Origin of the sequence: Actinomadura barringtoniae (assembly GCF_017573505.1) — a bacterium.
In the GTDB taxonomy this organism is placed as follows: domain Bacteria; phylum Actinomycetota; class Actinomycetes; order Streptosporangiales; family Streptosporangiaceae; genus Spirillospora; species Spirillospora barringtoniae.
Genome location: NZ_JAGEOJ010000001.1, coordinates 612,865 through 624,737 on the forward strand (window position 1 = coordinate 612,865; position 11,873 = coordinate 624,737).

Here is an 11,873-nt window from a genome sequence, read left to right on the forward strand (position 1 = left end):
CCCTGCACCGCCATGGCAACCGGACGCCTGGCCCGCCAGAGACACCTGGCCGCCCGCGAACCAGCCCTGGCAGGCGCAAGCCCCGGCGCAGGCCCAACCTCAGACGCCGCCTGCCAAGGCCCAGACCAGCAAGGGGTTGATCTGGGCTCTGGCGGGCGGCGGCGCTGCCGTCCTCGTGGTCGTCCTCGCCGTCGCCTCATCGCCTCCGGCACGTTCAAGAACGAGGCCAAGCCCAAACCCACCCCGTCCCCCACCTCCACCGCGACCGGCGTCTCCCCCATCACGGGCACCATCGACGATGCCCAGGCAGGGGTCAGCTTTGCCCGGCTAGGCGGCGGCTGGACGGCGATGCCCCTCGCCTCCTCCGATGGCTTCAACACCTCGTACGGCTTCACCTACGCCGAAATAGTCGTCGTTCAGCAGAAGTACGACGGCACCCAGAACTACTACGCCAACGCCTACTCGGGGCGCCTTCCGGCCTCGGTCCCCTACACGGGCACGCAGGACCTCTCCAAGGCCGCCACGACCCTGGCCAAGAACATCGAGTCCGAGCCGGAACCCCGCGGCGCCTACCCCTCCCACACCCGCCGCGATCGGGACAACCGCGCCTACACCGTGAGCGGCAGGAGCGCCTGGTACGTCAAGTTCCAGGTGATCTTCCCGCAGGCCCAGAGCCGCGGCTGGAACTTCCGTTCCGAGACCGCCGTCCTGATCTTGATCGACCAGGGCGCCGGCGCCCGCCCGAGCACCTTCTTCGTCTCGGTGCCCGACAGCCACCCGAACGGCGGGGACCTCCAGAGCCTCGTCGCGTCCGTCAGAACCCGTTGAACCGATCGCCTGACCAAGGTCGTGAAGCGCTCCGTAACGGCGTAGCCTGGCTGAGTGTCCATGTCGGCCTCGATTCGGGTCGTGCCGCAACCGGTGTTGCAGCCCGCCTGCAACCGGCCTTCGCACCACCGGCCGGCGACGGACGCTACGCGGGGCTCAACCCGGAGTTCACGCAGGTGAGAGGGCATGGAGTGAACGAGCGGCTGGTCTGGATCGACTGTGAGATGACGGGACTCGACCTGAGCGCCGACGCGCTGATCGAGATAGCCGCGCTGGTGACCGACAGCGAGCTCAACATCCTCGACGAGGGCGTCGACGTGGTGATCAAGCCGCCGGAGGAGTCCATCACCCAGATGTCCAAGGTGGTGCGCGACATGCACACCAACTCCGGGCTGCTGGAGGTCCTCCCGAGCGGGGTGACCCTCGCCGAGGCCGAGGACACCGTGCTGCGCTACATCCGCAAGCACGTCCGGGACGCCAAGAAGGCCCCCCTCTGCGGCAACTCCATCGCCACCGACCGCTCGTTCCTGGCCCGGGACATGCCCGCCCTGGACGGCCACCTGCACTACCGCATGGTCGACGTCTCCTCCATCAAGGAGCTGTCCCGCCGCTGGTACCCGCGCGCCTACTTCGCCAGCCCGGAGAAGAAGGGCGGCCACCGCGCCCTCGCCGACATCACCGAGAGCATCCAGGAGCTCCGCTACTACCGGGCCGCCGTCTTCGTCCCCCAGCCCGGCCCCGACTCCGAGACCGCCAGGGGCATCGCGGCCGAGATCGTCAGCCCCAAGGCCCCGTAAACCGGGTGGCCGACCACCCGGCCGGAGGCGCTACACTCTTTGGAGCCGGGAGAGATCCCGGCTCATGGTGGGTGTAGCTCAGCTGGTAGAGCACTTGGTTGTGGTCCAAGATGTCGCGGGTTCAAGTCCCGTCACTCACCCCAAACCCAAAGGCCCGATCGCATCCGCGACCGGGCCTTTTGCTTTGCCGTCAGAACGGCGCGCTTCGCCGTCAGAACGGGTCGCGGCGCAATCTTGATCGCCGGATGAGCAGGAGCGTGAAGGCGCCTCCGGCCAGTAGGAGGAGCACCGTTCCGCCTGCCGCGACGAGCATCAGCGACCCTGGGCCGCCTTTGGACGTGGCCTTGGACTTGGCAGCGACCGGGTCGGCTGCGGGGGCCGTTGCTGGCGCCGTTGAGGGCTGCTGCCCTGCCGGTTGCTCTGGCGGGGTTGCGGTCGGGGTGGGTGAACGGTGGGGGCGAGCGGGGGCTGCGGCGGCGGGCTTCTTGGGCGCCTTGAAGAGGACGTCGGAGCAGGAGTAGTAGGTGTCGGGCGTGCTGGTGGTCTGCCAGATCGTGTAGATGACGTGGTGGCCTGACTTGCTCGCCGGGAGCTTGCCCGTGAAGGTATACGACCCGTCGCGCATGGGCGGGTCCTTCACCTGGAGGAACGGCTTGCTCTCCAGGGCCGACCAGGTCAGGCGGGCGGTGGGGCGGTAGCCGTCGCGGGTGACGTAGAGCCTGAACGATCCCTCGTGCGGGATGGACGCGCGGTATCGGAAGGTGAAGCGCGCGCCGCTGGCCAGGGTCGTGGTGGGCCAGTCGGAACGGGGCGCGTCAAGGCTCTGGAATCGGGCGAGGCCGCCGCTGCAGAGCTTGCCGTTCGGGATCATCTGGCGGTCGCGGCCGTTCACGTTCGGGACGCGGACGTCGTCCCAGGCCCGGGTCACCTCGGCTCCGGCGGCGCGGCAGGCCGCCGACGAGGACGTACGGCAGGCGTAGCCGCGGCTGGCCGGGTTCTGGGGTGCGCCGTGCGCGCTGGCGGGACTGGCCATGGCGAGCAGTCCCAGACCGGCGGCGACGGCCACGATGCGGGCGGACACGGGCCCCTCCTAGATCGCGGACGATCCGGAGTACGGCCCGCGGCCACCGGCGGGTTCATCTCAAGGTCGAGCCAGAGGGTGGTGAGCGGGTCAGAGGGTGGTGATGAGGCCTCCGTCGATGGTGAAGTCGCTGCCGGTGATGTTGGCGGCGCCTTCTCCGGCCAGGAAGAGGACCAGGGCGGCTACCTCCTCGGGGGTGCTGAAGCGGCCGGTTGCCGACTCGGCGGCCGCGGCTGCGGCGATGTCGCCGGGTTTGCCGCCGGCGGCTCCGGCCACGGTTTCGGCGACGCCGCCTGCGCCGAGCCAGAGGGCGGTGGAGACCGGGCCGGGGCTGACGGTGTTGACGCGGACGCCGTTCGCCGCGACCTGCTTCGAGAGGGACTTGCAGAAGTTGGTCAGGGCGGCCTTGGCGGCGCAGTAGTCGATCACGAGCGGGTCGGGCAGGCGGGCGTTGACGGAGCTGACGGTGACGATGGATCCGCCGCGTTCCAGCAGGTGCGGGAGGGCCGCGCGGGTCGTCCGTACGGCGGCCATCAGGTTGATCGTCAGCGCGTCCGCCCACTCCTCGTCGGTCACCGACAGGAAGCCGCCGGTACGGGGGCGGGCGGCGCCCACGTTGTTGACCAGGATGTCCACGCCGCCGTACGCCTCGACGGCCGCGTCGATGAGGGCGGCGGGCCCGGCCGGGTCGGCCAGGTCCACCTTGACCGGGGTCGTTCCGGGAACGTCGGCCGGTTCACGAGCCCCGGCGACGACGCGTACTCCCTCGGAGAGGAAGGCGCGGGTGACGGCCAGGCCGATGCCACGGCTGGCGCCGGTGACGACGGCCGTCTTGCTGTTCAGGTTCAGGTCCATGGAACGGCCTTCAGAGCGACTGCTCGTGCAGCCAGCTCAGGACGGCGTCGGCGACGTCGCGCCAGCCGTGGTCGATGGTCAGCGAGTGGCCGCGGTCGGGGAACTCGGTGAGGTCGGTGACGGCCTCGGAGTGCCGGTACTGCTTGAGCGTGGACCTGGTGACCGACTCGGGAACGGTGTGGTCCTTGCCGCCGGTGATCAGCAGCAGCGGGCCGCGGGACTGGTTGCGGGTGTCGACCTTCGCGGGCGAGTGCGGGTCGAAGTTGGCCGCGGCGGCCTCGAACAGCGGCTTGCCGGGCGCCGGGATCGTCCAGCGCTCGAAGAGCTCCTCGGATTCCTGGTCGCTCAGCGCGTTCCCGAAGGAGTAGCGGAACTGCTCGGCGGTGAGCGAGACGGCCTTGTGCCGGTTGGCCGGGTTCTTGAACACCGGGAGGGTGGACCGCAGCGCCGACAGAGGCAACGGCAGTACGCCCTTGATCTGCGCCGCGTCGATCGCCACGGTCGCGGCGGCCAGGTCCATGCCGAGGAGCTTCTGGGCGATCATCCCGCCGAACGAGTGGCCGATCAGGATGGGCTTGGCGTCCAGCTTGGCGATGATCGCCGCGTAGTGGTCGACCACGTCGTCGATGCCGTGGTCGGCGATGCTCTCGGGGTTGGCGCGGGCCTCGGCCACGGTGTCGGGGATGCCCGGCCAGCCGGGGGCGTCGGTCGCGTACCCCTCGGCCTGGAACAGCGCGGTCCAGTCGGCCCAGGACGTGGTGTGCAGCCACAGCCCGTGAATGAAGATCACGGGATGGGGCGTGGTCGGCGTGGTCATCGGGGTGCCCTCCGATCCGGCGGTGCCTGCCGGGCCAGCACAGCACGGGTGGGCGAGCGCTCGTATCCGGGACGGACCCCAGTCATCAGCCGGCGTCGGGCCGGTCCGGGTCGAGGTCCGGGCCGAGGTCGGGGTCGTGGAGGGCGGTGGCCAGCTGGCGGCGGGACGTCACGCCGAGCTTCCTGAAGACCTTGTTGAGGTGGTACTCGACGGTCGAGGTCGTGATGAACAGCCGGGTGGCGATCTGGGCGTTGGTGGCCCCGGCGGCGGCCAGCACGGTGACGCTGAGTTCCTGCGGGGTGAGGTCGTGCTCGGCGTGGCGCCGCGGCGCGGTGTGCGGTCGCCGATGGCCTTGAGCTCGGTACGGGCGCGTTCTGCGAAACCGGCGGCGCCCATGGTGGTGAACATGCCGTAGGCCGTACGGAGCTGAGCCCGGGCGTCGCTGCGGCGCCGGCGGCGGCGCAGCCACTCGCCATAGAGCAGGTGCGTACGGGCGAGCTCGGTGGCGATCATCGTTCGGCCGAGATGGCCGATCGCCTCCTGGAACAGAGCGTCGCAGGCCCCGGCGTCGTCGGTCAGGAGCGCGCGGCTGCGGCTGTGCAGGCCGAGCGCCCACGGGGTCGGACAGATCCGCGAACGGAACGCCAGCCGGTCCAGGGCGCGCCGGGCCATGTGGTCGTCGCCGGTACGGACGGCCGCCTCGACGACGATCGGGAGGATGAGGTTGCCGTACGACGGCGGATCGTCCTCGAAGACCTGCACCGCCGCGGCCAAGGCCTCCGGATAGCGGCCGAGGCTGAGGTCGAGGACGGCCAGGGCGTGCCGGGTCCGGTTGACCATCACCCCGAGGCCCGTGCGTTCGACGAACGCGCTGACCAGCTCGGCGGCCGCGCGCGCCTCGTCCTCGCGTCCCTGCCAGGCCAGCAGCTCGACACGGTGCACCGGCCCCTGTGCGGGCAGGCCCATGACGGCGACGATCTCCTCCATCTCGGCGTGGCAGGCCTGGGCCGCGGCGAAGTCGCCCGCCCACAGGTCGGAGGTCGCGATTCCCAGCAGCGTGGTCCGCAGGGCGTACAGCGCGCCCTGCTCGCGGTCGATCGCGGCGATCCGGTCGAGCACGGACCGGCGGGCCCGGTCGTCCCAGATCTCCTCGGCCGCGACCGAGGACAGGACGGCCAGCGGCGCGCCCGTCTCGCGGAGGTTCTCGTCGGCGAGGAGCGCGGCGATCGCCGATCGCAGCACCGGAACGGACTTCTCCCAGCCGTCGACCACCCGTACGGCCAGCCCGTCCAGCGGCCGTAGGTCGTCGCGCCCGGCCGGAGGCTCCGACAGCAGCAACCGCGCCACGTCCCACAGCGTCGCGCCGTCGATCCGCCCGCGCGCCAGCAGCGCCGCCTGCATCGCCTCAAGCCGCATCAGCCGCCGCAACGGCCCCGACTCCGGCTCGGCCGTCGCCAGCAGCGCCGGAACGGCAGCGACCCGCAGGTAGGCCATCTCGATCGACCCGTTCAGCCGTACGGCCTCGGCCCGGGTGTCGGCGTCGCCGCGCTGCGCCGTGGACAGGTCGAGGAGGTCCTGTGCGGTGCCAGGTTCGCCCGCGATGATGTACGCCTGCGCGGCGGCGACCTGCTGCGCCGCGCGGTCCTGGAGGTCGGCCGTCAGCTCCGCCGCCCGCGACAGGAACGTCGCCTGCGCCGAATATCCGCCCCGCGCGCGGGCCCGTTCCGACGCCGCGACGAGCTGGTTCGCGACGTCCTCGTCGATCCCGACGGTCGCCTCGGCCAGATGCCAGGCCCGCCGGTCGGGATCGCGTTCCGGATCGAGCACCGCGGCGAGCGCCGCGTGGACCTGGCGCCGCTCGGCGGCCTGCGCGCCGCCGTACACCGCCGAACGGATCAGCGGATGCCGGAACGCGAGGAACGGGCGTTCGGCCAGGATCCCGGCCGTGATCGCGTCGTCCGCCGCGGTGGCGGGGAGCCCGAGTTCGTCGGCGGCCCGCCACAGCAGCATCGTGTCGCCGGCCGGAACCAGCGACGCGAGCAGGAGCAGCGCCTGCGTCTGCTCGGGCAGCGCCCGTACCTGCCGCAGGAAATGCTCTTCGAGGCGCTGTCCCAGCGGCAGCGGCGCGGACGGGAGCGGCGCTGACGGGAAGAGCCTGCCGGTCGGTTCGCCGGCGAGTTCGAGGAGGGCGAGGGGGTTGCCGCCGGTCTCGGCGATGACCCGCGCGATCGTGCCGGGCGGCAGCCGCGCACCGCCCGAGGCGCCCGTGGCGCCCGAGGCGGCCGTGGCGCCCGAGGCGGCCAGCAGGTCGCGGGCGTCCAGCTCCTCCAGCCCGCCGAGCCGCTGCGACGGCAGCCCGGCCCACGCCGCCTCGTCCCCGTCGCGAACGCAGATCACCAAGCCGATCCCATCGGCGTGCAGCCGCCCCACGAACGCCAGCGCCTCGGTCGAGTCGCGGTCCAGCCATTGCGCGTCGTCCACCAGGCAGAGGAGCGGGCGCGTCTCGGCGGCCTCCGACAGGAGGGTGAGGCAGGCCAGCCCGAGCAGGAACCGGTCCGGGCGAGGCCCCGAGCGCAGGCCGAACGCGGCGTCCAGCGCCTCTCGCTGGGGAGCGGGCAGCCGTTCCTTCAGCTCGAGGAACGGAAGCAGCAGCCGGTGCAGGGCCGCGAAGCCGAGGCGGGCTTCGGGCTCGGTGCCGACCACTCGCGAGATGCGCAGGTCAGTGGCCGTGCTCGCCGCGTGCTCCAGCAGCCGCGTCTTACCGATCCCGGCCTCGCCGACCAGGACCAGCACGCCGCTCAGGCCGTCCCGAACGGCTTCCAGGAGCGTGGCGAGGGCCTTGCGTTCCTCTTCGCGTCCCAGCAGCGGGCTTCCACCAGAGATCCCCCACCTCAGGCGCCCGGGTCACCATGACTCGGTGGTCACAGTCATCCCCATTTGCCCCGGGAAGTCAGCAGTTCCGCAGTGATGCCGGGGCTGTCGGCGCTGCCGGACACGCCAGGACGGCGGGGAACGTGAAGTCGTGGATCACCAATGAAACCGGGAGGCTCTTGGGTCCCCATCGGCCCGTCCATCAACTAAGCTCGTTGGCTCCCAATGATCGGCCGGTTATGCTCCGTCCTTATACATGGCAATGACACCCCCTGGTCAAACCGCCGGAGGCGGGATGAGCGTCGACGAAACGGCCCCCCTACGCGTGATGGTGGTGGACGGCAATCCCCACGTGCGCGCCGATGTCGTCTCGCTGCTTGCCGGCAGCGAAGAACTCGAGGTGATAGCCGAGGCCGGAGACGGCCCCGATGCGGTGGGTCTCGCCGAACGGCTGAAGCCCGACATAGTTCTGCTCGACGCCGACGCCGCCCGTACCGGGCACGCCGCGCCTCTCAGCCGCAGCGCGCGCGTTTTCGTGCTGGCATCGGCCGAGGACCAGGGCACGGTGGAGGCCGCCATTCGCGGCGGCGCGTGCGGTCACCTGGTGCCGGGCGCGTTCACCGTACGAGACCTGATTCGCAGCGTGCGCGACGCCAGCCGCGTCAGCCTGGGACTCTCGGCGCGCGAGGCCGAGGTCATGGACCTCATCGCGAGCGGGCGCTCGAACGGCGAGATCGCACGCCAGTTGTTTCTGAGCGAAAAGACCGTCAAGAACCACGTCAACCGCATCTACGCGAAACTCGGCGTGAGCTCCCGAGCCACTGCCATCGCACTATGGCGCGGCATGATGAGCGTCCTCCCCGCAAAAGACTGAGTTGCGCCTGCCGCCCACAAACTAACCCCCGCAAATAAGACTCCCGCCGCATCGACTCCCATCTCCCCGACTCCCCTCGCCGTCTCCCCTCCTCTTAGCCCGCTTGGCTCGGGGCCCTCGGCTTATGCCGCTCGTACGCCCAGGCAGTCGCGCAGCCTGATCAGGCCATCGCGCATGCGGGTCTTAACCGTGCCCAAAGGCAGTCGCAGAAGCTCCGCGACCTCCCTGTAGGTGTGGCCGCCGTAGTACGCCAGGGTCACCGATTCGCGCTGCGCGCTGGTCAGGCCCTGAAGGCAGCGGCGGACCCGTTCGCGCTCCAGCTGGTCGACGACCTGCTCGGCGACCTCGTCGTGCGGAACGTCCCTGGTGGAACGGGCTACGCGGTCCTCGCGTTCAACCGTCGCCTGGGCCGAGCGCACGCGGTCGACCGCCCGTCGATGCGCCATGGTGGTGATCCAGGCGATGGCGCTGCCGCGTCCCGGATCGAACCGCGACGCCTTACGCCAGACCTCGACGAGGACCTCCTGCGCGACCTCCTCCGACTGGGCCGGATCACGTACGACCCGGCGGATGAGGCCGTAGACCGTACCCGCGACCTCGTTGTAGAGCTGTTCGAACGCGGCCATGTCGTTGCGCGCCACGCGTACGAGCAGGGCGTCGAGGCCGGACGGCTGGGCGGCCTCCGGGCTGGGCGCGGGTGCCCTGCGTCCCCACATCAGCCGAGGGCGCCCGGCAGGCTGCGCAGCACCAGCCCCAGGCCGAGCAGGATGACCGCGGCCGAGGTCATCACGGGCAGGGCGCGGGCTCCGGCGCGGCGGAGACGGCCTGTTGAGGTGGGCAGCCGATCTGCCAGGGCACGGCCGGTGCCCAGTACGAGGAGGCCCACCAGGATGAGTGCAAGGGCAAGCCCCGCTCCGTACGCGATGACCAGGGCCACCCCGAACCAAGCCTTGCCGATGGCGGCCGCGCCTACCAGGACGAGGACCGCGGAGGGGCTCGGCACCAACCCTCCTGCGAAGCCCATCAACGCTGCGCCCCTCCCGCTTTTCGCTGCCTTGTGGGAGTGAGTGTGCGGGTGAGGATGTGGACGAGGGTGGGGATGAGGGTGGGGATGCGGATGCGTGTGGCCGTGGGCGGGCTCGGGCTGCTTGGTTGAGGCTCCCTGCGCGCCGACGAGAACGGGCTCATGGCTGTGGCTGTGAGCATGGCTGTGGCTGTGAGCATGTCCGTGACCGTGACCGTGACCGTGACCGTGGCCGTGACCGTGGCCGTGGCCGTGGCCGTGTCCATGGGTGTGAGGGGCTGCCCTTACCTTCGCTATGGCTCGGCGCAGGAGCAGAACTCCGGCCATGACGACCAGGAGACCGCTCGCCACGCCCAGCGCACCGAACACCAGGCCGGGGGCGAGCACGGTCCCGGAGAGGATGAGCACGCCCAGTACGAGAACCCCTGCCGTGTGGGTGACCGTCACGGTCGCGCCCAACGTGAGGATGTCGCGGCGGGCTCGGGGGCCTCGGCTGACGGCGTACGCGGCCATGATGGTCTTCCCGTGCCCAGGGGCGAGGGCGTGCAGGGCACCCAGGCCGACCGACAACAGAAGCGCGACCAGCCCGAAGCCCAGGGTCAGGTGACGGTGGCCGATGAGGTCGGCGAACACCCGGTCGCCTCCCCTGGGGAGAAGCTTCAGCACCGGAGTTTCCGTGGGTGTCAGGGGCGGACCTCCTGCGCGCACGCGGAGGCTGGCGCTGTTCTGCGACAGCGGGCTCGACAGCGCGTCCGCCGGATAAGCCGTCAGGCGCTTGCTCGGCGAGGCCGAGGGAACGTCTGACCCGGTGAGCGTCATCCGGTCGCCCTGGGCGGTTACCTCGTGCCAGCCGATCGTTCCGGAGGCCGGGTTGTCGCGAAAGGTGATCGGTCCCTCGGCGGGCGCGGTGAGGCTGCACTCTACGCGGGTGGTGGGAAGCCCGGCCTGGCCCGGCTGAGTCCGTACGGTCGCGGCGCGAACCGTGAAGGTCAGCGGCCGGCCGGAGGCTGTGCCGGTCATCGAACGGACCGCCTCGGCGCAGCGAGCGTCCGCGTTAATGCGACCGGCCTGAGCTGTGGGGATCTCGGCGAGATCCTCCACGTGGTCGACGCGAAGCTCCCCCGGGCCAACGACGAGGCCGTCATAGCGGTTGACCGAGAAGTTGCCCAGGGGGTGCCCTACCTGCCCTACCGCCGCCGATGCGGAAGCGGGCCTCGCCAGGAAAACCATGGCGACCGGCAAGACAACGAGCGTGAGGAGGATGAGGAGTCGCTTCATTACGCCCTCCCCTGCTTTTCCAGCTCCTTGAGCGCCTTGAGCTCCTTGAGCGCCTTGCGGGCCAGCGGCGCGTGCAGGTCGGAGAAGTGCGGGTTGAGGTCGAGGGCGGCCTTGAGGTCGTTCTTGGCCTCGGGGAGGTGGAGAGCCTTCTCGATGATGCCGCGGTGGTAGAAGAAGAGAGCGTTGCGGTAGCCCGTACGGGAGGCCTGCCGGGCATAGCCGAGCGCCTCGCGGTCCTGGCCGTTCACATGCAGCGCCCAGGCGAGCGCATCGGCGACATGGACGCTGTGGCGGCGGTTCCACTCGGCGCGTGCTGCGGTAAGGGCCGCCTTGTGGTCGCCGTGGTCGGAGGCGATCAGCGATCCCTCCAGGTCAGTGGCCACACCGTTGGCCTGCGCGAGCTTGGCCCATGAACCGGCCACCGCGTACTGGGCACGCGCCTGGTCGGGCATGCGCTGCGCGTCGTACAGCTCGCCAAGGGAGACCACATACGCGGGAAGCGGTGCCCTGGCGACGAGGGCCTTTCGGTCCTGCAAAGCTGAAGCCAGATCGCCCTGGGCATCCTTCACGCGGGCACGGCCGTCCAGAGCCGCCAGGGAGTTCGGGTCGGCGCGAAGCGCGATGGCGTATTCGCTGCCTGCCGCCTTCAGATCGCCGTGGTTCCAGGCGAGCTCCCCAAGCTGGGTGTGGATGTAGGCCACGTCGGCAGGGGCGTTCGCCGAATCGGCCGCCTCGCGAAGGACCCGCTCGGCCTGGTCGGGGTGTCCGCGCAATTCCATGACGTACGCGTAGCGCGTGAAGATGGGGATGCCGGGCTTGGTGGCGTCCGCATGCCGTACAGCGCGATCGGCCTCGTCGTAGCGCCCGAGCTCCACCAGCGCGTCGACCCGTACGGCCTGCGCGCCCATGCTGTACGAATTCACCTTGAGCGCCTGGTCGGCGAGGCTCAACGCCCTCGTGAAGTCATGGCGTGCCGCGGCAAGAGCACCTTGGCCTGTCAGGGCAGCCTCGTTGTCCTTGGGCTGGACCTGCAACGACCTGTCCAGGACCGCGGCGGCCTTGGGGTAATAGGCAGGGTCGGCCGTTACGCGTGCCTGCTCCACGTACGCCAGCCCAAGCGCCGCCCAGCTGGTGGCGTCACGCGGTTGCTCGCGCAGGTGTTTCTGCAACCCGGCGATATTACGACCGCTAACGCCGTCCACGCCGGTCCCGGTCGCAGCCGTTCCCGAGCTCGCCTCCGTACGGAAACTGTGGCCGAGGCGCATCGACACCAGGGCCGACAGGCCGAAGACCAGCGCCACGACGACCCCCAGCACAGTGAACCTATGCAGGGGCCGCACGAGCTTCCAGATGAACGTCATGAATCTCCTCCCCCAAGTGCCGGCCCGCCCGGGGGTCCTAAGCGCTGGGCGGGCCGGCACGTCCTGGATGGCTAGATGGGGCTAGAT

At 70.6% G+C, this 11,873-nt stretch carries 11 protein-coding genes and 1 tRNA gene; 4 read left to right on the forward strand and 8 right to left on the reverse strand.

Features of this window, described 5'->3' with window-relative positions; translation table 11 throughout:
* Positions 1–12: 12 nt before the first annotated feature.
* The 3 genes from J4573_RS53585 (at position 13) to J4573_RS02750 (ending at position 1,768) form a co-directional block, all read left to right on the forward strand.
* Positions 13–828, forward strand: a complete 816-nt coding sequence (locus tag J4573_RS53585) for a hypothetical protein (RefSeq protein ID WP_243772464.1) — start codon at positions 13–15, stop codon at positions 826–828.
* A 191-nt stretch (positions 829–1,019) separates the two neighbouring features.
* Positions 1,020–1,625 carry an oligoribonuclease gene (orn, locus tag J4573_RS02745; RefSeq protein WP_208253570.1) on the forward strand — a complete coding sequence of 202 codons (606 nt, stop codon included), beginning with the start codon at positions 1,020–1,022 and terminating at the stop codon, positions 1,623–1,625.
* Positions 1,626–1,692: 67 nt separating this feature from the next.
* Positions 1,693–1,768 (forward strand) — tRNA-His (locus J4573_RS02750).
* Positions 1,769–1,836: 68 nt separating this feature from the next.
* Here the strand turns inward: J4573_RS02750 and J4573_RS02755 are convergent.
* The 5 genes from J4573_RS02755 to J4573_RS53590 all read right to left on the reverse strand — a co-directional run bounded on the left by J4573_RS02755 (position 1,837) and on the right by J4573_RS53590 (position 7,273).
* Complete coding sequence (locus tag J4573_RS02755; RefSeq protein WP_208253571.1) at positions 1,837–2,706, reverse strand: lytic polysaccharide monooxygenase auxiliary activity family 9 protein; 870 nt, start codon at positions 2,704–2,706, stop codon at positions 1,837–1,839.
* Between the two features lie 90 nt (positions 2,707–2,796).
* Positions 2,797–3,561, reverse strand: a complete 765-nt coding sequence (locus J4573_RS02760; RefSeq protein WP_208253572.1) for an oxidoreductase — start codon at positions 3,559–3,561, stop codon at positions 2,797–2,799.
* Positions 3,562–3,571: 10 nt separating this feature from the next.
* On the reverse strand, positions 3,572–4,378 hold the full coding sequence (locus tag J4573_RS02765) for an alpha/beta hydrolase (RefSeq protein WP_208253573.1): 807 nt from the start codon (positions 4,376–4,378) through the stop codon (positions 3,572–3,574).
* A gap of 85 nt (positions 4,379–4,463) precedes the next feature.
* On the reverse strand, positions 4,464–4,622 hold the full coding sequence (locus tag J4573_RS56595) for a helix-turn-helix domain-containing protein (protein WP_372442798.1): 159 nt from the start codon (positions 4,620–4,622) through the stop codon (positions 4,464–4,466).
* Positions 4,547–7,273, reverse strand: a complete 2,727-nt coding sequence (locus J4573_RS53590; RefSeq protein WP_307796478.1) for an AAA family ATPase — start codon at positions 7,271–7,273, stop codon at positions 4,547–4,549. The genes J4573_RS56595 and J4573_RS53590 overlap by 76 nt, the downstream gene beginning before the upstream one ends.
* Positions 7,274–7,544: 271 nt before the next feature.
* On the opposite strand from J4573_RS53590, the gene J4573_RS02780 reads away from it, so the two are divergent.
* On the forward strand, positions 7,545–8,123 hold the full coding sequence (locus J4573_RS02780) for a response regulator transcription factor (RefSeq protein WP_208253575.1): 579 nt from the start codon (positions 7,545–7,547) through the stop codon (positions 8,121–8,123).
* Between the two features lie 122 nt (positions 8,124–8,245).
* Here the strand turns inward: J4573_RS02780 and sigK are convergent, their stop codons facing one another.
* The 3 genes from sigK to J4573_RS02795 are packed head-to-tail and all read right to left on the reverse strand — an operon-like array spanning position 8,246 to position 11,786.
* Complete coding sequence (gene sigK, locus J4573_RS02785; RefSeq protein WP_208253576.1) at positions 8,246–8,839, reverse strand: ECF RNA polymerase sigma factor SigK; 594 nt, start codon at positions 8,837–8,839, stop codon at positions 8,246–8,248.
* Complete coding sequence (locus J4573_RS02790) at positions 8,839–10,425, reverse strand: HoxN/HupN/NixA family nickel/cobalt transporter (RefSeq protein ID WP_208253577.1); 1,587 nt, start codon at positions 10,423–10,425, stop codon at positions 8,839–8,841. Before J4573_RS02790 ends, sigK begins: the two co-directional genes overlap by 1 nt.
* Positions 10,425–11,786, reverse strand: a complete 1,362-nt coding sequence (locus J4573_RS02795) for a tetratricopeptide repeat protein (RefSeq protein WP_208253578.1) — start codon at positions 11,784–11,786, stop codon at positions 10,425–10,427. The genes J4573_RS02790 and J4573_RS02795 overlap by 1 nt, the downstream gene beginning before the upstream one ends.
* Positions 11,787–11,873: the final 87 nt, after the last annotated feature.